Origin of the sequence: Roseobacter weihaiensis (genome assembly GCF_020622345.1) — a bacterium.
GTDB lineage: Bacteria > Pseudomonadota > Alphaproteobacteria > Rhodobacterales > Rhodobacteraceae > Roseobacter > Roseobacter weihaiensis.
Genome location: NZ_JACNMO010000038.1, coordinates 1 through 21,117 on the forward strand (window position 1 = coordinate 1; position 21,117 = coordinate 21,117).

The following is a 21,117-nucleotide window of genomic DNA, read 5'->3' on the forward strand; positions in this document are numbered from 1 at the left end:
AGTCGTAAAACAACCGCGCTGGAGCTTCCTCAACACCCATCATCGTCAAATCCCTCCTCATCTTACAATAGGAAGCGAAGCAAACGACTTGGCCCAAAGCAACTCCGACTTCTTCAACAAAATAAGCCCAACCTCGTTGATTGCTGCGCCACAGCAGATGTCCGGTCATGATTTGGTCGTGAAAACAATCTGCAACGTCGACGATACCGTAAATCTGGGGACGGCAGTTCTGATGAAGCTTCGGTCACATTTGCATCGCAGATTGCAGAGCGAGAACAGGACACCCCCGACGGCACGTTGAGTGCTGCGCGCCGAGAAGGAGAGCATTCATACGCACCATCTAAGTGGTCTGCCCAATCCGTAGATTTGCCGGAAGCTCGATTTTGTGTTCAGCGGTGTTATTCTCCGGCTGCATCAACCAACGCGCAGCGGCAATCCCGATGTCAAAACGAGGTGTCACTGTCGTTGTCACCAGCTTTGGCAATGCCGAGAGAAAGGCAAGACCGTTGAAGCCCGCCAAGGCAATCTCGTCCGGAACGGGAATGGCTTCAGCAAGGCAATGCATCAGACCACCGGCGGCCAAGTCGTCGTTCGCATAGTAAATCGCACTCGGCGGGTGATCCTGTTGCATAAGCCTGTTCGTAACAGCCCGGCCAATATCCATCGAAGAGGCCTCCTCTGATGTCTCGACCGCCACAATCTGCGCACCCGCTTCGTTGATGATCCTCGCGAAGGCTTCAAATCGCTTCGTCGCCCGCAGATCAAGACCCCCCTGACTTCCGACATAGCCAAAGGTTCTGTACCCACGATCAATCAGGTGCTTGGCCATGTCCTCACCGGCCTTGATGTGCGAAAACCCGAAACAGGCGGAGATCGGATCGCCATCCGTGTCCATGATCTCGGCCACCCGAACACCCGTCTGGGCAACAATCTTTCGCAGCGATGCCGTGTGTTCCAGACCGGGGAGAATCAGACCGCGCGGGCGCCAGGACAACAGGTCAAAAACCAGATCCTCTTCTGCATCCAGCGAATACTCTGACACGCCGAAAACCGGTCTCAGACCGCTCTCATCAAGGGTCGCACTGATCCCCGACAGCACCTCGGTGAAGACCCGGTTCTGCATCGTGGGCACAACGACCCCGACGATCGGATTGTCGTAGGAGGCGTTGCCCCCGGCAAGCCTGTTGTGCACGTATCCAATCTCGCGGGCTGCCGTAACAACCTCTTTTCTCACATCTTTTGAGATGTAGCCCGAACCACGCATCACCCGCGAGACCGTCATTTGGCTGACACCGGCAACCCGGGCAACGTCGTGCATGGTTGGTTGCGTCTTCTTAGAGTTTCGGGAGCGCCGCTTGACCATATCGGGTGCGTCTTTCGATTCATTGCTTGACGCATGTTTATGTAAACACTTATGGTCAACGCAATGTGTTTACGTAAACATGCGTTGCACAGGAGACCGGATTATAATGTCGGCGGGTCCACCGCCAGGGAGGGAAAATGAAGAAACTGCTGCTTAGCTCGGCAATCGCCGTGGCATCCGCGGGCGTTGCATTTGCGGATACCTATCGCCCGGAGTGCTTTGCACCGGCGCCCGGCACATCAACAATATCGTATGATGCAAAGGACGGGCCCTACAAGCTTGCCTTCGTCAACGGGTTTGCCGGTAATGACTGGCGCATCCAGGCGATCCAGTCTGCCAAGGCCTGGGCCGCGCGGCCCGAGAATGCGGATAAGATCGATGAATTCACCGTTGTGTCCGTCGGCAACGACAGCGCGGCACAGATCGCCGCCATCGACAACTTCATTGCTGCGGGATACGACGCGATCACTTTCATCGCGGTGAACCCCACTGCGTTCGAGCCGGTCATTCGCCGTGCCGAACGCGCAGGCACCGTTCTGGTACCCTTTGACAATGTGCTGGACACCGACAAAGTTGTTCAGATCAACGAAAGCCAAATGGAGCTTGGCGCGCTCAAGGCCCAGACCGTGATGGATATACTCGGCGGTGAGGCTGACAAGATCCTGATGGTCAACGGCTTGCCGGGCAACGCCACCGACCGCGACCGCCGCCTTGGCATGATGAGCGTGCTGGAACAGGTGGATGGCCTTGAGATCGTCGAAGTCGTCGGCAACTGGGACACCGGCACCAGCCAGAAAGTGGTTGCGGACGCGCTGGCAACGCATGGTGAGTTCGACGCGGTCGTGTCACAGCACGGCTCTGCAGGCTCGATCAACGCGATGCAAGCCGCAGGTCACCCGATCGTTCCAATGGGGGTTGATGGTGAAAACGGCGTACGTATGCTGATGAGTGATCTTGGCATTCCGGGCGTCTCTGCCAGCCAGGCCCCTGCCATGTCGGCGATTGCGCTGGAAGCGGCTGTCGCCCTTCTTGAAGGCAATGAGCTGCCGCAGACAGTCTTTCTGCCGATTCCGCAGGTCAACGCCGCCGATCTCGAGGCAGGGGTGAACTTCTTCCCCGATCTGCCGAAGTCCTTCAATACCGGGACAGGCTTTGTGGAGTGTTTTGAGCCCTTTACACCCCAAGAGCTCCTGGGCCAGTCGCCTGACAACACCTGAGGTCTAAGGCCTCTCACGCGGCGGCGCGTCAAGACACCTGCCGCCACGCCCTTTATGGTAAGCATCATGTCAGACAACAGTACACCCCTGCTCGAGATGCGGGGCATCTCGAAGCACTTCGGGGCAACGAAGGCTCTGGACAGGGTCGATTTCACCTGCAACGCGGGGGAAGTCCATGCGGTTCTCGGCGAGAACGGCGCGGGCAAATCCACGCTGATGAAGCTGATCGCCGGCGTGCTGCAGCCCACGCACGGTCAGCTTCGCGTCGATGGGCAGGACGTGTTTCTCAACACACCGCAGACGGCCCTGCGGCATGGCCTTGTATGCATGTTCCAAGAGCTCTCTCTGGTGCCCGATCTGACGGTTCGCGAAAACCTTCTTCTGGGTGCTCCGGGTGCCGGTCTTGGCTGGTTGGCGGGGACCGGCCTCGACAAGGCACAAGATGTGCTGAACCGCATCGGTGCAGGGCAGATCAAAATGGGGACGCGGGTGGCGGACTTGACGTTGCCGCAGCGCCAACAGGTCGAAATCGCCAAGGCGATCATGAAGAAGCCACGCCTCCTCATTCTGGATGAGGCGACCTCAGCCCTGAGCGCCTCTGTCGTCGAGGGCGTATTTGATCTTGTCCGCGAAGAACGCGACAGCGGCACGGCAATTCTCTTTATCTCGCACCGCTTCCACGAAATCGAAGCCTTGGCAGATCGCGTTTCAGTGTTTCGAAACGGGCAGCGCGTGGAGACTTTCATGAAAGGCGACCATACCTACAGTGAAATTATCGGCATGATGGTCGGCCAGAAGATTGAGGAGTTGTTTCCCCCGAAGCCCCCCTCTCAGAGGGACGCCGATATTGTGCTGGATGTTCAAAACTACACTTGGGAGAGCCAGGTGCGGGATGTCAGCCTCTCGGTGAAGCGCGGCCAGATCGTCGGTCTTGGTGGGCTTGACGGTCAGGGGCAAGGTGCGTTTTTGATGGGGCTGTTCGGGTTGCTTCGGAAAGCCGAAGGCACGACCGCCATTTCCGGGCAGGCGACCGAAATCAACAGTCCGAAAGAGGCCAAGAAGCGGGACATATCGCTGGCCTACATCCCCGAGGATCGAAAGACCGAAGGGCTCATCCTGGACCAGAGCATTCAGGAAAATCTCGAACTGGCAGCATTGGGCCGTCCGGACCTCGACGCAGGCGACACGGCGCTTTATGCGGGATCGCTGGACCAGCTTGCGCTAAAGCACGGCGGGCTGGAGTTGCCGGTGTCCTCGCTCTCGGGCGGTAATCAACAGAAAGTGGTGCTCGCCAAGTGGTTGGCTCTGAAGCCGCGCTGCCTGCTTCTGGCCGATCCGACACGCGGCATCGATGTCAAGACCAAGACCCAGATCTACGCCATCCTGCGCAAACTGGCCGATCAGGGCACGGCGATCATTTTGCTCAGCACCGATTATGAAGAGCTGATCCAGCTCTGCGACGAGACCCACATCTTTTTCGATGGCAAGGTGGTCGCGTCGCTCAACGGCGACGATCTGACCCCCGAAAACATCATTGCCGCGACGCTGAACGTGGCGTCCGAGCCGCAGGCCGCCCATGCTTGACTACATGCGATCCAACCGCCGCGAGGTGATCGCGGGCGTCGTGCTCATCGCACTCCTCGCCGCCTATCTTGGCAGCCATCCGCGCGGCGCCTCGACCTACGTGATGACGATCTGGGCCAATCAATGTCTGATCCTTGGCCTTGCCGCCTGCGCGCAGTTCTTTGCCGTCGTCGTCCGGGGGATCGACCTTTCGGTCGGTGCAGTTATGGCACTGACCAATTGCGTCGCGTCTTATCTGCTTGACGGCTCTGCAGTCGGCATTGCCGTCGGGATGCTGGCCGTGGTCGCCACCGGAGCGCTTTGCGGCCTGTTGAACGGCATGATCGTTGTTTACGGCCGCATTCAACCCATCGTCGTGACACTGGCCACGGCGTCGATCTTTGTCGGTATCGCTCTTCTTTTGCGACCAACACCGGGTGGTGCGGTGAATTATGATCTTGCAGATGCCATGACGCTTGATCTTCTGGGCATCCCCACGGCCCTGATCATCACTGTCGTCGCAGTGATCGGGTTCTGGCTGCCCTTCAGACGCACGGGGCTCGGCCTTGGGCTCTATGCGCTTGGCTCATCGGAGCAGGCAGCGTTTCAATCCGGGATCGACACCAGGTTCATCCGCCTGGCCGCCTTTACGCTGGCAGGGTTGTTCGGAGGGCTTGCGGGGCTCTTCTACAGCTTCGTGACCACCACGGGTGATGCCGGGATCGCGGCAGGTTTCACGTTGAATTCCATCGCCGCCGTTGTTCTGGGAGGGGTTCTGCTGCGCGGGGGGGTCGGCTCGCTGATCGGAGCCTTGGCGGGCGCCTTTATCCTGAAAACAATCGCATCGCTGATGTTCTTTTCGGGCATTCCTTCCCTCGCGCAGCCCCTTTTCGAAGGGATGATCCTGGCCGCCGCCATCGCGATCGGCGGGGCCGACGTGCTGCGCGCACGCAACAAGCTGGAGGTCTTTTCCTGATGCTCCGCACAGTCTCAATCGACAGCCTGATGCCCTATATCGGCGTCGTCCTCCTGGTCATCGCGGGCAGCTTCTTCTTTCCACAGGTCCTCAGTGCGGGCTATCTGTCACAGCAGTTGCAAATCGCGGCTTTTCTCGGTCTGCTCGCCACGGGTGCGACCATCGTCATTCTTCTTGGGCATATCGACCTGTCGGTGCCATGGGTGCTGACCGGTGCCGCCATCCTGTCGACGGCTCTGGTCGGGTCCGGCAACCCGGTGCTCAGTGCCATCGCCGTGCCTGCGGCACTTGCGTTCGGGGCGCTGATCGGGATCGTCAACGGCATCGGTGTGGCGATCCTGCGCATCCCGTCCATGGTATGGACGCTGGCGGTCAATTCGATGCTGCTGGGCCTTGCCGTGCTCAATACCGGTGGCTTCAACCCCAGAGGGGAAGCGAGCCCACTGATGATCGCCATGGCATCGGGCGATATTCTCGGCCTGCCGATCAGCTTCCTGATCTGGATCGCACTTTCCATTGCCCTCGCCGGTTTCCTGACCCGCACGCCCTTCGGGCGATATCTGCGGTCTATCGGGTTCAACGAAAAGGCCACGTTCCTGTCTGGTGTCTCCACGCCGTCCGTCGTCTTCACGGCCTTCGCGATCGCCGGCATGTGCTCGGCGCTTGGGGGTGTCATGCTGGCGGGCTACGCCAATCAGGCCTACCAGAGCATGGGCGATCCGTTCCTGCTGCCGACCATCGCCGCAGTGGTGATTGGCGGCACGTCGATCCTCGGGGGGCGCGGCGGACTTTTCGGCACAATCGGTGGTGCGCTTTTTATCACCCTGCTCACATCGATCCTTTCGGTGATGCAAATCGAGGACGCCTGGCGTAACATCATCTTCGGGACGATCATCCTCGTGATGCTGCTGTTTCAGACCCTTCGGAAAGGAGCCGCCGCATGAACGCCCCCCGCTTTGTCACGGTTGATCCGCTGTTTGAAGATCTCGTCGATACATCCCGTCCACCCGAACAGATCGCCGAGGGCTGCATCTGGACAGAAGGCCCTGTCTGGCTGGGTGGCCAGCTTTTCTTCAACGACATCCCCAACAAACGCATGATGCGCTGGAGCGAAACCTCCGGGGTAGAGGTCGCATTGGAGAACAGCGAGTTTGCCAATGGCAACACGCTCGATCCGGAGGGGCGGATGGTGTCCTGCGAACATGGCGGGCGCCGTGTGATCCGACGGCCCAACCCGATGGATGCAGGCGCGGTCGAGGTCATTGCGGAGCGTTTTCAAGGTAAACGGCTGAATTCCCCCAATGACGTAGTCGTCCGCTCGGATGGCTCGGTCTGGTTTACCGACCCGCCCTATGGCATCAACTCCAACATCGAAGGCTACCCGGCCGAGAGCGAGATCGGCGGCTGCTATGTCTTTTGCGCCACGCCAGACGGCATGCTCCACGCCGTGGCCACGGACTTTGACAAGCCGAACGGTCTTGCGTTTTCACCGGATGAGACCCGCCTTTACGTGGCCGATTCCGGCGCGATCAAGGGCGCAAGTTTTCCCGGCATCGACTACAATTTACCCCATCATATCCGGGTGTTTGACGTGGGTGGTGTGACGCTGTCCAATCCGCGCGTGTTTGCCGTTGTTGCCCCCGGCGTGCCGGATGGCTTCCGCGTCGATCATGAGGGATACATCTGGACTTCGGCGCTCGATGGCATTCATTGCCTGTCGCCCGAAGGCGCGCTGATTGGAAAAATCTGGCTGCCGCAACAAACGTCCAACATCGGCTTCGGTGGGCCTGAGGGTCAAACCATGTTCATCACCTCCTCTGACAAGGTTTACCGCGTCGAAAGCACGCGACGTGATGCGGCCCATGCCTTAAGAGACCATAAAAGGAACCTGTCATGAGCCTGAACATTGCTGTCTTCGGATTGGGGTCGATGGGCTACGGCATGGCCCGGTCGTGCCTGCGCGCCGGCTTTGCCGTGCATGGGGTCGACGTGATGGCCGAGAACGTCGCGCGTTTTGTCGCCGAAGGTGGCAAGGGCGATCCGGTTGCGGAGGTGGCGCAGTCCCTTGATGCCGTTGTCGTCGTGGTGCTGAACGCCACACAGGTGGAAAGTGTTCTGTTCGGAGATCAGGCCATCGTGCCGCGCCTGCGTGCTGACACCCTCGTCATGACCTGTGCCACGGTTCCACCGGAATTTGCCAAGGACATGGAGCAGCGCTGCATGGCGCACGGCATCCATTACCTCGATGCGCCGATCTCGGGCGGGTCGGTGAAGGCGGCCGAGGGACAGCTCAGCATCATGGCGTCCGGCACTGCTGCGGCCTTCGCAGCAGCCGATCCCATTCTTGACGTCACCGCCGCGACGGTCTTCCGCCTGGGGGATGCCGCCGGGGCCGGGTCCGCGATGAAGGCGGTGAACCAACTGCTGGCCGGGGTACATATAGCAACCATGGCCGAAGCGCTCACATTCGGCATGACCCAGGGCATCGCCCCCAAGACATTCGTCGAGGTCATCACCAAATGCGCGGGCAATTCCTGGATGTTGGAGAACCGCGCACCCCATATTGTCGCAGGCGATTATACGCCCCATAGCCAGGTCAACATCTGGCCCAAAGATCTGGGCATCGTTCTGGAAACGGCCAGATCCGCGGGCTTTCATGCCCCGATCACCGAGACGGCGCTGGCACAATACAAGCGCGCTGTCGACATGGGCCTCGGTCGTGAAGACGATGCCGCCGTCGCAAAGGTCTATGCGGATGAGGCGGGGCTTGTCCTCCCGGGCACAGAGCAATGAAGCTCGGCTGTATCGGCGACGATTTTACCGGCTCAAGTGATCTGGCCAACACGCTGGCCAAGCAAGGCATGCGGGTGGTGCAGTATTCGGGCATCCCCAGCGGACCCGCCGCACCAGATGTCGAGGCGGGGGTCGTGGCGCTCAAGTCCCGGTCCATAGCGCCGGACGATGCGGTAGCACAGTCGCTTGCCGCGCTCGAATGGCTCATGGCGCAAGGCTGCACGCAGTTCTTCTTCAAATACTGCTCCACCTTTGATTCAACGCGCCAAGGCAACATTGGCCCTGTGGCGGATGCTCTTGCCGATGCGCTGGCGGCGGACCGGGTCATTGTCTGCCCGGCCTTTCCCGGCACCGGGCGCTCGGTCTATCAGGGACATCTGTTCGTGAACGACAGGCTCCTCAACGAAAGCGGGATGGAGAACCACCCGCTGACGCCGATGACCGACGCAGACCTGCGACGGTGGATGGCCCCCCAAAGCAAATACGCGCTTGGCCATGTGGCCGCGCAGACGGTTTTTACCGGTGCAGACGCGATCAGTGCGGCTCTTGATGCGGAACATGCAGCGGGCAAGAGGCACATCGTGGTCGATGCGATCCGCGACGAAGACCTGATGCAGATCGGTCGCGCCGCGACCGATCTCAAGCTGGTGACCGGTGGTTCCGGTGTCGCCCTTGGATTGCCCGCCAATTTCGGCTGCACACCCGGCACACCGGAATGGGAGCGACAGCCCGGTGCCGCGCTTGCGCTTTCGGGCTCCTGCTCCAACGCAACCCGCACCCAGGTCGCCTGGCACGCGAGGCGCCATCCCACGCGTGAGGTTCGCGCCGAAGACATCATCGAAGCCAGCGTAACCCCTGCTACCGTGCTCGACTGGGCCTTGGGGGAAAAGGGCTTGCCGCTGGTTTACAGCTCTGCCGACCCCGAGGTCGTCAAAGCGGTGCAAGACCGCTTTGGGCGCGAGGTCGCTGCCATCGCAATAGAAACCTTCTTTGCCGATCTGGCCCGTCTTGCAGTGGCCGATGGCGTCACCCGGATCATCACTGCGGGCGGTGAAACATCGGGCGCGGTCGTCGAAGCGCTCGACCTTGAGGAACTGCGCATCGGACCGGAAATCGACCCCGGCGTGCCAGCGCTGCGGGCGGGCCCACACCTCGTGGTGGCGCTCAAATCGGGGAATTTTGGGGCAGAGGATTTCTTTCAGAAGGCGGCAGGAGTGCTTGGCACATGAGTGAGCGGCAGCTACGAGAGGCGATCTGCCAGCTTGCCAAATCGCTTTATGATCGCGGTCTGACCCATGGCTCCACCGGTAACATCTCCTCGCGCACCGAAGATGGCGGGCTTCTCGTGTCACCGACCGGCACCAGCTTTGGCCGACTGGACCCGGCCCGTCTCAGCCGCTTTGACGCAAAGGGGCGCCTGATCGACGGCGATCCGCCCACCAAGGAAATGCCGCTTCACACGGCATTTTACGACACGCGCAGCACAGCGGGCGCCGTGGTCCACCTGCATTCGTGCCATTCCGTTGCCTTGTCGCTTTTGCCTGACAGTGACGTGGACAGCTTCCTGCCACCGCTGACGCCTTATGCGATTATGCAATTGGGCCGTGTGAAACTCCTGCCCTTCTTTGTCCCCGGCGATCCGGCCATGGGAGAGGCCGTACGCGGACTTGCCGGAAAACGGGCGGCGGTGATGCTTGCCAATCACGGCCCTGTGGTTGCGGGCAAAACCGTCGAGGCCGCGTGCAACGCCATCGAAGAATTAGAGGCAACGGCCCGGCTTGCGCTTATGATGCGCGGGCTTCCCGCCCGGGTATTGTCGGCGGAGCAAGTATCCCAAGTGATCACGAAATTTGATGTGGAGTGGGACAAATGATCCGGTTTTCCGCCAATCTCGGCTTTCTATGGAACGACCGACCGCTGCCGGACGCGATCCGTGCGGCGCATGCCGCCGGTTTTGCAGCTGTGGAGTGCCACTGGCCGTACGAGACACCTGCCGAAGAGGTACGTGCCGCGCTGGATGACACGGGTCTGCCCATGCTTGGCCTGAACACCCTCCGTGGGAATCCGGGTGAAAACGGCCTCGCGGCGCTCGCCGGGCGCGAGGTAGAGGCCCGCGCAGCAATCGATCAGGCCATCCGGTATGCCAATGCGGTAGGCGCGCGTGCCATTCATGTCATGGCCGGGTTTTCTGGCGGCGAGGAAGCCGCACAGACGTTCAAATCCAACCTGGCCTACGCCACTGCACAGACGGAACGTACGATCCTGATCGAACCCTTGAACCGACATGATGCGCCGGGTTACTTCCTTGAAACAACCGATCAGGCGCGCGCGATCATCGAGAGTGTTGACGCCCCAAACCTGAAGCTGATGTTCGATTGCTATCACGTGGGCCGAACCGAGGGGGATGTGATGACCCGCCTCACTGACCTATTGCCTCTGATCGGTCATATCCAGTTCGCCTCTGTGCCTGACCGCGGCGCTCCGGATCATGGTGAGCTGAACTACCCGGCCATCTTCTCTCACATCGCAGCCCTTGGCTGGACCGCACCACTCGGCGCTGAATTCAAGCCACGCACTGCTGACCATATCTTCAACTGGATCAAACCCCTGTCTTCGATTGCCCCAGCATGAAAAACGGCCGGAGCTTGCCGAAAGACCAAGAAGCTGCACCTGCCCAAACACATGAGTATTGTCTCAAATCCGATATCGGCTCCGCCGCCTTGGATACCCGGTTTGGCTGGTTCTGCCGTCTTTGAACCAAATGCGGCTATCCTTGAGCTCACAGGCGACAGAGCCTTCAAGAAGTGCATTGCCCCATTCATCGATTACGCAAATCGCAACCGACCGCAGCGACACATCCAGTCCTCAAAAACAACGCATTTCGTTCTGTTCAGATTGCGGCAGTCACTGCAACTCTATCGATAGCCTGACCCAGCGACCTGGTCAGCCTGATTGCCCATGCTTTACCCCTCACCACCGACACTTTGCCGTTGGAAATGATGCAGGATGTACGAAGGGCTGCTTTTGGGAGCCGGGACGCAGGCAGCTGAACCTCCGCAATGGGCCGAAATACGCGATGCGCGCATGGAATTGATCCGGGGCACTTGACTTGGGCCTGTCGCTGGCTTTAACAAACCAACAGGACGACGCATTGCAAGGAGGTCGAACATGATGATCATTCGTTTCCTCCCGGGCCGCTCTCATTTCGGAGCCCCCGCATCCTGACAGTATTGGGCGCATACCGCCTCTGACGTCAGTCGCAACCGTCCAACCACCGGACATCCTTACATCTCAATTCAGGGCGCGGAGTCCTTTTCCGCGAATGTTCCATGTCCCGTCTGTCTGCCAACGGCGCCTTTGCGCGCGTTCTCACCTTCGCCCTCCGCCTCTGGATGCGCAGGCGCGGCCTCGTTGCCGGTCTTCTGCTTCTGGTGCTGACTTCGACGGCCGCTGATATCGCGATCCCTGTCGTCACCGGTCACCTGGTTGCGACCGTCTCCGAGGCGGGCTCACCCTGGGATGCGTTTGGCCTGCTCCTTGGCCTTGGCGCGCTGTCCATCGCCTCGAAAATCCTGAGCTATTTCGCGATCATCGCCCTGACGGTCCCGACCATGCGCCTGGCTGAGGCCGAAGCATTCCAGCGCGTCCAGCGCCTGCCCGCTGACTGGCACGCCAATGCTTTCGCCGGATCGACCGTGCGGCAGATCACCCGAGGCGCATGGGCGCTTGATGACATGGCGGACGTGTTGCTCCTGGCTCTCCTGCCATCGATGCTGGTGTTGCTGGGGACCATCGGCACGCTCACGGCATTCCGGTGGGAGGTTGGCCTTGTCGCCGCTTTGGGTGCTGCGCTGTTTCTCGGGCTCTCGCTGACGCTGACGCTGTTCTGGGTGGCACCCGCCGCGCGGTTGTCGAACGCACAGGACAGTCGGGTCTCCGGTGCGCTTGCAGACGCGATCACGTCAAACGCGGTGGTGCGGGCCCATGCGGGTGAGGCGCGGGAGGACGAACGGTTGGGGCGGGTCCTGTCCAAGTGGGCGCATCGGACGCGGCGCACTTGGCGGCGCGGGACTTGGTCTGGTCTGGCGCAGAATGTGTCGCTCTGGGGTTTGCGGGCCGCCGTGCTGGGCGGCGCGTTGCTGGCGTTCGTCCAGGGTTTGGCCGGTGCCGGAGAGATCGCGTTTGTTGTCTCCGCGCTTGGAATGCTGGATGGCTACCTGCGGCAGATCGGCAATCACGTGCGGATGCTTCAGAAGTCTGTCAATGACGCGGAAGAGCTGGTCGACCTGATGTCCGCCACGCCAGAGCGTGAGGTGGCACGTCCTCCGGCGGTCGCCTTGCCATCGCGCGCGTCTGCTTTGGCCTTCGACCACGTGGATTATGGGTATGCCGGGGCGCCTGCACCGCTTTTCAATGACCTGCATGTCACGATACCCGCCGGTCAAAAAGTGGGACTGGTGGGGCGATCAGGCTCTGGCAAGACGACGTTCGTCAAGCTGATACAGCGGATTCATGAAGTGACGGATGGGGCGATCACGCTGGGCGGTGTTGACATCGCGCGCGTCCCGCTGTCGGACCTACGTCGCCATATTGCACTGGTTCCGCAGGAGCCGATCTTGTTCCACCGTTCACTCGCCGAGAATATCGCCTATGCACGTCCCGGTGCCACCCGGGCGGAAGTGCGCAAGGCCGCCGCGCGAGCAGGCGCTGCAGGCTTCATCGAGCGGCTGCCCAAGGGCTATGGGACAGAAGTGGGCGAGCGGGGCGTGAAGCTATCCGGCGGCGAACGTCAACGGGTGGCCATCGCGCGCGCTTTCCTCTCGGACGCGCCCGTCTTGGTGATGGACGAGGCAACGTCCTCACTGGACTCCGAGGCTGAGGCAAAGGTCGCTGAAGCCGCAGAGCGACTGATGGAAGGGCGCACGACGCTGGTCATTGCGCACCGGCTGGCGACCGTCGAAAGGATGGACCGCATCCTCGTCTTCGACAGTGGCAAAATCGTGGAGGACGGCGCCCCCGCGGAGCTGATGGCCCGCGAAGATGGTCTCTATCGTGCGCTGCGCCAGCGCCAGACACTCGCAGCCTGATGGCGGCGGCGCGGGGCACGACGGATAAGGTATCTGAAGACCAATGCGTTCCTATGCTTCGACTTCCTGCCCCTGAAACCGGAACCGTCTTTGGTCCATCTTTTGAGCCATATCTGTTAGGGTCCGCTAAGCCCAACCCAGTACTCACAACGGTGCCTTAGTTTTCCCGCGCAAGGATTCGGCAAGATCGTGATGGTGTCGTCGGTGCTTGGCTCGCAAAGCGGGCTGCGCGTGGCGGCCTATGCCTCCAGCAAACATGCCGTGATCGGGCTGACCCACGAACTGTGAAACGAGTGGGCGCCGCTGGGCGTCAACGTCAAGACACCTTCTTTTCTGAAGTTGTATTCGAAAATGAAGAAGCAACGGAAAACGCGAGCTCTGCTGTTTCCAAAACAGTGCCGCGCGAGATCGAGATCTCGCTGCCGCACGCCCCCTTCACGACCTGTTCAAACTCATTCTCTTGATCAAGGAACGCAAAGGATCTCACCTTCCGGGAATTTCAAACTTTAGTGCGCGTCAAAGCCCCAGGAACCGTGCAATTGCCATGATGGAAGCCTCGTGAGCTGTGGTACGGTCCCAACCATCCGGGTCGTCGCAGATTGGATCCTCGCCTTCTTCGATGAGCAATTGCGCCGCATTCTCTTTGCAGATCGGGAGAAAAGAGTAATGGTGAGCATCAGGGATCACAATATGCTCCACTTGCGGCAGCAAATCGACCAGCCCGCTGCCGTTGGTTCGAACGTCAACGGCAAACCAGGGGACACTGTCGCCCAACGTCACCAGTTGTACCGGTACATCGATTTCTGATGCACTTTGAGGAGTGGCGGCGTAGGTAAAACCAGGATCAACGGCGACGATGCGAGTAAAGCGCGCATCCGACATTTCATCTGAGAATTCAGGCGGTAGGTTTTCGAAATCGACCCCACCGCGCATCAGAAACAGGCAGTCTTGCGCTGACTCTCCGGACATGTAGCAATAGGCCCGGTAAACCTCGGGATCCAGGCGCAGCCCTGCGACACCCAGCACTGTAGATCCGCCGAGCGAGAATCCCAATGCTGCGATCCGGTCAGGATCAATGCGGTCCGCGAAGTATGGATCGGCAAGAACGTGATCGAGCGCCGCGCTCAAGTCTGCCGCCCGCTCTGACAGTCGTACCGTTCGGCGCGGAGAGCTGTCACCTGATGTTGTACCGGGATGGTTCATCACCAGAACCAAAGCGCCACGCTCAGCCAAGCCGGCGGCAAGCCAGGCGGTGCCGTCGATGCTGCTACCCGATCCGTGCGATACAACAATCAACGGCAACTCCCGATCGGGCAGGGCAGCGCCAATATATGCATCAACCGATTCAAACACGAGGCTACCACCAACCGGTGCGGCATATGTCGCGCGTCCGACGGGCGACCAGATCGCCGCTTCGATAAGGCTCGCGCGATGCTCAGCTTGAACGTCAAAACGATCAAAACCGACATTAGGTTCCGCGAGAGCAGGACAGGCAAGGGCTAGGGCCGCAGTCGCAGTTCGAAACACAGATTCCATTTTTGGATCTCCCGGATTAAAAAAGGATAAACCCATCCTCCACAACGCTCTGGTCCGCGCGTCCTCGAACCGGTTTCAGGTCGTGCAGAACCGGATGTTGGTCTATTCCTGCCTTATGTTGACACTTCCGATACCGCTTGTAGTCGCCCTTATCCTGGGCTTTCTGGCGCTGCGCCACGTTGTGGCCGGGGATCGTCCGATCCTGTTTCTGATCCTTCTGGCGGCCTGCGCGGGTCAGTCGCTCGTGATCTCGCTCAATCAGAATTACGGTTTGTCTGGATTCGCACTCATCCAGCCGGTCACCGCTGTCGCTGCCCCGCCTTTGGCCTGGCTGACCTTCCAATCCGCTGTCTTCCGTCCGCTTGAGGTCAAACGTGACTGGTACCATCTGCTTGCACCTGTCTTCACCACGTTCTGCACGGCTTTCGCACCCCTGACGCTGGATTTCGTATTACCCGTTATCTTCGCCAGCTACGGGGTCGCAATCCTGATCCACCTTCGTCAGGACGACACGCTTCCACTGGCACGGCTCGGGTCAGGCCCGCTGCCTGCCCGGATCTGGAAGGCCGTCAGCGTCCTCCTACTTCTCTCGGCGCTGTCGGATGTCCTCATTGCCATCGCACTCCACCTTGGCCGTACCGAATGGCAGCCTCTGATCATCAGTGTTTTCACATCTTTCACACTTCTTGGCATCGGGCTCCTGAGTCTCTCACGCGATGCAGAAGGCACGGGCGACGATGAACCAGCCACACCCAACCCCAGCGTCCCCGGACCCTCGGAAAAAGATGCAACGCTCATCGCCCGCCTCGATGCTCTGATGGAGGCGCGCCGCCCCTATCTCGACCCCGATCTGACGCTCGCCCGCCTCGCCCGGCAGTTGCACGTGCCCATCAAGCAGCTCTCGGCTGCAATAAACCGGGTGAAGGGCGAAAACGTCTCACGCTATGTCAATGGATTTCGCATTCGAGAAGCCTGCGCGCGTCTGGATGAGGGGGACAATGTGACCGAGGCCATGTTCTGCAGCGGGTTTAACACCAAATCGAACTTCAACCGAGAATTTACACGCGTTATGGGACAGCCGCCATCTGCTTTTCTAAAAGCCAAGGCGATAAACGCCTAAAGTACCCCACCCTCAGGAGAGGTATCCTGCCTTTAGATCACTATCATGCAGCAGGTGGCCAATGGCAGCTTCAGGGGTTCAAGCCGAAACACTGAAACATTACAGTGTATAGCTGCGCTCGATACCAATGTGGTCCAGAAAGGCAGTGTCGTGGCTGACGACAAGGATCGCACCGTCATATGCGTTTAACGCAGCCTCCAACGTCTCAACGGCTTCGATATCGAGGTGATTGTCAGGCTCATCCAAAAGCAAAAGCTGCTTTGGCTGACTGTGCCCCAGGGTGCAGGCTAACCCCGCGCGTAAACGCTGTCCCCCGCTGAGTGCGCCAATCGTTTGGAGGGCGTCATCCCCCCTGAAAAGGAACCGCGCGAGAACGGCCCGCCTGTCGTTCTCGCTGGCCTCCGGGTCCAGACGCGCAAAGGCTTCCGTCACCGTTTCATCGGGATCAAACAAGCTCATGTCTTGATCCAGCCGCGCTGCGGGAACGTGCAGCGCCACGTCCCCTGTCCAACCCGTCAACTCACCCTTGATGCAGGCCAGAAGCGTGGATTTCCCAGATCCGTTCGGCCCCTCTATAGCGATACGCTCGGGACCGCGAATGGCAAAAGTGACAGCTTGCAAGACAGGGTGATCATCATTGTAGCCAAAGGTCAGGTTTTCGACCCGCAGAACATCGCGGCCCTGCGCGAGACCGGATTTGGGGATATCCATGACAAGCGGCTGCAGGATTTCAATCGCCTCTCGCGCGGCCTCCAACTCGGTCTCCGCCGCATCCATCCGGCGAGCGCGCAACCGCGCCCCGGACCCACCCGAACCTTCGCTGCGCTCTTTCGCGGCATCAAGCAAGATTTTTGCCTGACTGCCGGAGGCACGCAATTTGCGGCCTTGCCGATCCGTACGTGCCTTGCGTTCTGCGGCCAGGCGTGCGCGGGCGCCGGCCTCTGTCACCGCCCGCTTCGCCCGCAGCAGTTCACCTTCTGCTGATGCAAGCTCGGCCGATTTCATGTCGCGATAGGCGTCATAGTTCCCACCATAGCTTCGGGCACCTAGCGTTGTCAGCTCGACAATCGCGTCCATCGCGCCAAGAAGAAACCGGTCATGACTGGCAACGATCACGCAGCCCTGCCATGCATTAAGGACTTGGATGACTTGTTCACGCCCTGCGCGGTCAAGGTGGTTCGTCGGCTCATCCAAAAGCAGCGCATCGGGTTCAGCAAACATCAGCGCGGCAAGGCCCGCGCGTGTCCGCTGCCCGCCCGACAGAGATCCAAGCGGCGCATTGAGCGGCAGGTGCGCCAGCCCCATGTTCGCTAGGGCGGCCTCCAGCCTTGCCTCCAACGTCCAGTCCGCCTCCGCGAGATCTTCTGCGGTGGTTTCTCCCGCCTCCGCGCGGGCAAGGATCGCAAGTTGATCCTGCACATCAAACAGGTCAGCCAGTGTACCATCCGCCTGCTGCTCCGGGTTCTGTCGCAGAAAGCCGATTGAATCAGGCCGTGTGACGGTGCCAGACGCAGGCATTATCTCACCCGCGATAAGACGCAGAAGCGTCGTCTTACCCGTCCCGTTGCGACCTATAAGGCCGGTCCGCGTCGGCCCGAATGTAAGGTCAAGACTGCCGAACAAGGTGGTGCCATCAGGCTTTTGCCAGCACAGGCGGGCCAGAATGATTGAAGACATTGGGAATGCTCGCTGTGAGAAAATCTCAGGGGGATCGTCAGAAAGGTGAGCACGCAATCCATTGTCTTGATCCTGTGTTGGTTCCCATCGGTAATTTAAGTCTGGTTCGTCGAAGATGCAAATCCGAGGAGGCAATTTGCCGATATGCTGGTATGGAAATTGCCGGAGCAGCCATTCAGTGGCGAAAGATGACGGGTGGCAGCCCAAAAGAGACATTCGAAACCTGCAACCGGGCGAGCAGGGCGCGGGACAATGTGAGTTTTCGCTGCGCTTGCGCCAATGTCCGGTTATCCAAATGCATCGATGAATGCGGCTTTGCCTCTTTTCGTGAAGATAATCGCTCGACTGTTAGTATCACGAGCAGCCCAGTTCAGCTCTATCAACCTATCGAGGATCGCGCGGCCAAGATTGCCGGATAGATGAGATCTGCGCGCGCTCCAGTCTAAACACTCTCTGCACATCGGGGATGTTTTCTGTTCCAGGGCTGAAAAGTCGATGCCAAAATCTGTGAAAAAATCGCGTCCTGTATCGGTTAGTCTTAAGTCTTCACCTGATCTCGATAGATAGCCACGTTCATAGAGTGCATCGAAGAGTCGTACACCCATGTCGCCTGCGAGATGATTGTAGCAGCTCCGTGCCGTTCGCAGGGCGGCATCTCTTGGCCCGGTTCGCGTACGTGTGAGGCCAGCTTTTTCAGCAAGACCCATCAAACCAGCAATGACGTCGGCCACGTTCTCGTCGCGTATCGCGTAATATCTGTGGCGGCCCTGCCTTCTCTTGTGAAGAATATGTACCTCTGTCATCTTGCCCAGATGCACACTGGCAGTCTGTGGGGTGACACCCGCCTCCGCTGCCAGTTCGGCAGCGGTCAGAGCCTTTCCACTCATTAAGGCCGTCAGCATGTTTGCCCGTGCTGGATCACCGATCAGCGCAGCAATTCTGGCGATGTCTGGTCCCTCTTTCATGCAGCTTTCATATCAAAAAATTGCGCCCTTACATCTGCGATACAACGCTGGCGTGATGATTTCGGTGCCTCGTGAGGTACAAAATCGGACTCTACCCCGTCAAGAAAGTCGACAGCGCGGCGAAGCAAGCCGGTTTTTTCATGCGACAGCTTGTCGGGTCCAACTCCAATCATCTGTTCAATGAACATCACACCAGCCTGTTTCAGAAAAACAGACTCCGGCCGACCATCGCGGGTGCAGACGCCGTATACACCATTCAGGAAGTGACCCCAGGTCGAGGTGGCGTGTTTCTCATCGAACTGATCCGCGACGGCAGGAGCTTGTGCCTGTAACTCAGCGCCGAGGGGGCTGGTAAGGAATGCGGCTTTTGCATGGTCATATCGGCTGAAGAAATGATCTCGGGCACGGGCTTCGTTATCTAGGCCGAGCTGGGTGATGTCGCGATACCAATCGGTATGCCCGCGAAGATGAAAGCGATATGTTTGCTGGTATATGAAATCCGCGACGAATGACATCGACCGACCGCTGCCATCGTAGATATAGGATGGGGCGGGAAAGACCTTTGCATCGATCAGCGCGTGAAGGTCTTCGGTCGTCGTGCCGATGGCAGCTGAGAACTGGGTTTCCTCAAAGAAGTTTGTGTAAAGATAATTCAGTAGCATGTGGCGATCCTCAATGATGGTTGTTGGCAAACCCATATCAAGTATCGTCTTTCAAATGCTTCGTTCTGGATCGAAGTGTGAACGGAAGCCGCCATTCGCGCAAAGCGCAGCATCGGTGAGTCTGGGCTCTCTCGTTGAATTCGCCGCGCACGGTTCGAACGGCAGCAAACGCCGCTTCGGAACCTTTGGGCCAAAAATGCTTGACGTTTGGGCCAGATTTGCATGACGCGGCCCATTGATCGGACTTGGAAATCTAATCCAACAGAGTCAAAGGTTCGTGACGTTCCACAACTCGTGTCGAACGTCAGATGACTTTGACCTTTGCGTCATAAACTGACCCAATCCGCATCCATGACCCATTTGGGTTGTTTCGTGTGATCCCGTTTCCCAGCCGGAAAATCGGGGGCGATTTGGAGGTCAGACGGCGAAGCCGCCTGCTCCTGCAAATCTGCCACGTGGCGAACGCGGAGGGGGGCGAGACAGGATAAATCGACAAGGTTGGTGCGGCCCACAGCGGAGCGAGGACACGGCCTTGTCTATTTGTCTTGTCCGAGGGGGGAGGCTGTGCCTCCACCCTGACGGCGAAGGGCGTTTGGCTTGTCCAAATCCCCTGAGCCAAAGCAAGGGATGCGGCCCAACTTCAACCGGGCCTCAATTGTCTTCAATGATCAGACGGCCGCCGTTCGGGCAAGACGCGGCGAAAGCTGGCGGAGAGCCCACTTTACTAGATGCTGCTACCTGAATGAATGACGGCTATTGCGTAAGAGGCGTCCGACCAGGTTCAGTCAATCGTTACCGTGTCTAACCTGAAGGGCACCTGTTTTTACTAGATCAAAGACGAGTGGCGGCGTATCCTAAAGACTTGGTTTCGAAGCTCTTTGAGGACGCCGCTAGAATGCTAAACTGCTTACGCATCTGTATCGTATCAATTGCAGTTTTGGCAGCTTCTCTGACTGAAACTACTGCTGAAGAAACAGGAATCTTCTATCAGTGTCCTCCAGACTGGCATACCTATGTCGAGCTGACCGAAGAATTCAACTCCTCCTTCCCGCAGTATTCCACACGGGAGTTTTTGTTTGTTAACCAAGAGACGAATGTTCACAATTGCTTGAATGAACGCTTTTCGAACGGCTATCTGAAGGGCCTAGAGAATCATTTGTCAGGGTTGCGCCAAACAGCGGAACGGTTAGGTGTTACTTTTGACTTTAATTGTGCGGTCACTCAAATGACCAATCAATCAGACCGCTTTTATGTGATCTGGGTTCCAGACTACGATGCAGCTCACGAAATTGAAGACTGCAAAGAAGCGATTTCCAAAACCCTCATTGGTTATGTTAACAACGGCACTTTCTGATCTGCCGTTGAGTATTTTGACGGGAGCATGGAAAGCTTGACCGGAAGCGGACTTCGATCACCCGGTTTCGAACGGCAGCTCTGTCTAAGATTTTTTGATGCGGGCCAGTGTGTTAGGTTTGGTTTTTGCGGGGTGGCCCGCGTTGACAAATCTGACAAGGTGGAAGCCGCGGGATGCGTGTTCCGTGCTATGGGGAAAGCGTGGGCATCCGCCACCGATATTGGTTCGGGTGTCGCGGAGTTTGCTGAACTTGGGCGCTTGGCTGCACAGCAATTGGGGTAGTGCCCGGAACCTTCGGGGGTCTTGCCGGGGCGGTTTTCATCATCTTGTGCTGCGAGGACGCGCGTAAGGCGGATTTCGAGCTCCTGCGCGCGTCTGTCAAATCGCTCTGCAAGTTGGGCCTGGATGAGAAAATTACCAGACAATAACAACCAAGCCCATTTCGTTTTCTTGGGCGGTGCTAAGCCATATTTGAAACGCCTTGAGATAGTTAAAGCACATGTAAAGACAGCTATGCGTTCTTCCTCCGTAGTAGTCTTCGCGTTCGATAATGTGATCGTGGGCGCGCCCAAACCTATCATCTATGCCGCAACCGTGCGGTTCGGCGCACTCCCAAAGAAGAGCTACCTCCGCGGTGGTAATCTCAAAACTTAAGCGTCTTTCATAGCTAATGCGCGATCTTGGGTGAGTTGGCGGGGGATACCGAGCAAGTATTTCCCGTTCATCTATAGTAAGGAGTTTTGCGATTTTTGACGGGTGTCCCAGTACGTTCTGTTCAAGAAGTGCCAAAGTTCTGACGTACTT

The 21,117-nt window shown here is 58.8% G+C and carries 17 protein-coding genes and 1 pseudogene; 13 read left to right on the top strand and 5 right to left on the bottom strand.

The features are described 5' to 3' along the window. Positions 1–340 precede the first annotated feature (340 nt). On the bottom strand, positions 341–1,318 hold the full coding sequence (locus tag H7847_RS24770) for a LacI family DNA-binding transcriptional regulator (protein WP_264479706.1): 978 nt from the start codon (positions 1,316–1,318) through the stop codon (positions 341–343). A gap of 182 nt (positions 1,319–1,500) precedes the next feature. Here H7847_RS24770 and H7847_RS24775 point away from each other — a divergent pair, with 182 nt between their 5' ends. The 11 genes and pseudogenes from H7847_RS24775 to H7847_RS24825 all read left to right on the top strand — a co-directional run. Next, complete coding sequence (locus H7847_RS24775; RefSeq protein ID WP_227272175.1) at positions 1,501–2,580, top strand: sugar ABC transporter substrate-binding protein; 1,080 nt, start codon at positions 1,501–1,503, stop codon at positions 2,578–2,580. Positions 2,581–2,646: 66 nt separating this feature from the next. Continuing rightward, a complete protein-coding gene (locus H7847_RS24780; RefSeq protein WP_227272176.1) occupies positions 2,647–4,164 on the top strand; it encodes a sugar ABC transporter ATP-binding protein in 1,518 nt (505 codons plus the stop codon). Next, on the top strand, positions 4,157–5,119 hold the full coding sequence (locus H7847_RS24785) for an ABC transporter permease (protein WP_227272177.1): 963 nt from the start codon (positions 4,157–4,159) through the stop codon (positions 5,117–5,119). Before H7847_RS24780 ends, H7847_RS24785 begins: the two co-directional genes overlap by 8 nt. Further along, a complete protein-coding gene (locus tag H7847_RS24790) occupies positions 5,119–6,063 on the top strand; it encodes an ABC transporter permease (protein WP_227272178.1) in 945 nt (314 codons plus the stop codon). Before H7847_RS24785 ends, H7847_RS24790 begins: the two co-directional genes overlap by 1 nt. Beyond that, positions 6,060–7,016, top strand: coding sequence for an SMP-30/gluconolactonase/LRE family protein (locus H7847_RS24795; RefSeq protein WP_227272179.1), 957 nt, complete (start codon positions 6,060–6,062; stop codon positions 7,014–7,016). The genes H7847_RS24790 and H7847_RS24795 overlap by 4 nt, the downstream gene beginning before the upstream one ends. Further along, positions 7,013–7,912, top strand: coding sequence for an L-threonate dehydrogenase (gene ltnD, locus H7847_RS24800; protein ID WP_227272180.1), 900 nt, complete (start codon positions 7,013–7,015; stop codon positions 7,910–7,912). Before H7847_RS24795 ends, ltnD begins: the two co-directional genes overlap by 4 nt. Continuing rightward, positions 7,909–9,141: a 3-oxo-tetronate kinase gene (gene otnK / locus H7847_RS24805; RefSeq protein ID WP_227272181.1), complete on the top strand. Its 1,233-nt coding sequence runs from the start codon at positions 7,909–7,911 to the stop codon at positions 9,139–9,141. The genes ltnD and otnK overlap by 4 nt, the downstream gene beginning before the upstream one ends. Further along, complete coding sequence (gene otnC / locus H7847_RS24810; RefSeq protein ID WP_227272182.1) at positions 9,138–9,785, top strand: 3-oxo-tetronate 4-phosphate decarboxylase; 648 nt, start codon at positions 9,138–9,140, stop codon at positions 9,783–9,785. The genes otnK and otnC overlap by 4 nt, the downstream gene beginning before the upstream one ends. Beyond that, positions 9,782–10,543, top strand: a complete 762-nt coding sequence (locus H7847_RS24815) for a hydroxypyruvate isomerase family protein (RefSeq protein ID WP_227272183.1) — start codon at positions 9,782–9,784, stop codon at positions 10,541–10,543. The genes otnC and H7847_RS24815 overlap by 4 nt, the downstream gene beginning before the upstream one ends. A gap of 698 nt (positions 10,544–11,241) precedes the next feature. Continuing rightward, positions 11,242–12,999: an ABC transporter ATP-binding protein gene (locus tag H7847_RS24820; protein ID WP_227272184.1), complete on the top strand. Its 1,758-nt coding sequence runs from the start codon at positions 11,242–11,244 to the stop codon at positions 12,997–12,999. A gap of 168 nt (positions 13,000–13,167) precedes the next feature. After that, a pseudogene (locus H7847_RS24825) lies at positions 13,168–13,287 on the top strand (SDR family NAD(P)-dependent oxidoreductase); the annotation flags it as partial. A 228-nt stretch (positions 13,288–13,515) separates the two neighbouring features. Here the strand turns inward: H7847_RS24825 and H7847_RS24830 are convergent. Continuing rightward, the gene (locus tag H7847_RS24830; RefSeq protein ID WP_227272185.1) at positions 13,516–14,535 is read right to left on the bottom strand and encodes an alpha/beta hydrolase family protein; all 1,020 of its coding nucleotides are present in this window, start codon (positions 14,533–14,535) and stop codon (positions 13,516–13,518) included. A 94-nt stretch (positions 14,536–14,629) separates the two neighbouring features. Between H7847_RS24830 and H7847_RS24835 the strand changes: the two genes are divergently transcribed. After that, positions 14,630–15,655 carry a helix-turn-helix domain-containing protein gene (locus H7847_RS24835; RefSeq protein ID WP_227272186.1) on the top strand — a complete coding sequence of 342 codons (1,026 nt, stop codon included), beginning with the start codon at positions 14,630–14,632 and terminating at the stop codon, positions 15,653–15,655. Positions 15,656–15,754: 99 nt separating this feature from the next. Here H7847_RS24835 and H7847_RS24840 read toward each other — a convergent pair whose 3' ends face one another. The 3 genes from H7847_RS24840 to H7847_RS24850 form a co-directional block, all read right to left on the bottom strand. Then, complete coding sequence (locus H7847_RS24840) at positions 15,755–17,332, bottom strand: ABC-F family ATP-binding cassette domain-containing protein (RefSeq protein ID WP_227272187.1); 1,578 nt, start codon at positions 17,330–17,332, stop codon at positions 15,755–15,757. Positions 17,333–17,619: 287 nt separating this feature from the next. Further along, positions 17,620–18,297: an ArsR/SmtB family transcription factor gene (locus H7847_RS24845; protein ID WP_227272188.1), complete on the bottom strand. Its 678-nt coding sequence runs from the start codon at positions 18,295–18,297 to the stop codon at positions 17,620–17,622. Then, the gene (locus tag H7847_RS24850; protein WP_227272189.1) at positions 18,294–18,995 is read right to left on the bottom strand and encodes a DUF6058 family natural product biosynthesis protein; all 702 of its coding nucleotides are present in this window, start codon (positions 18,993–18,995) and stop codon (positions 18,294–18,296) included. The genes H7847_RS24845 and H7847_RS24850 overlap by 4 nt, the downstream gene beginning before the upstream one ends. Positions 18,996–19,854: 859 nt before the next feature. On the opposite strand from H7847_RS24850, the gene H7847_RS24855 reads away from it, so the two are divergent. After that, entirely contained in the window at positions 19,855–20,313 is a 459-nt protein-coding gene (locus tag H7847_RS24855; protein WP_227272190.1) for a hypothetical protein, read from the top strand. The last annotated feature ends 804 nt before the right edge of the window (positions 20,314–21,117 follow it).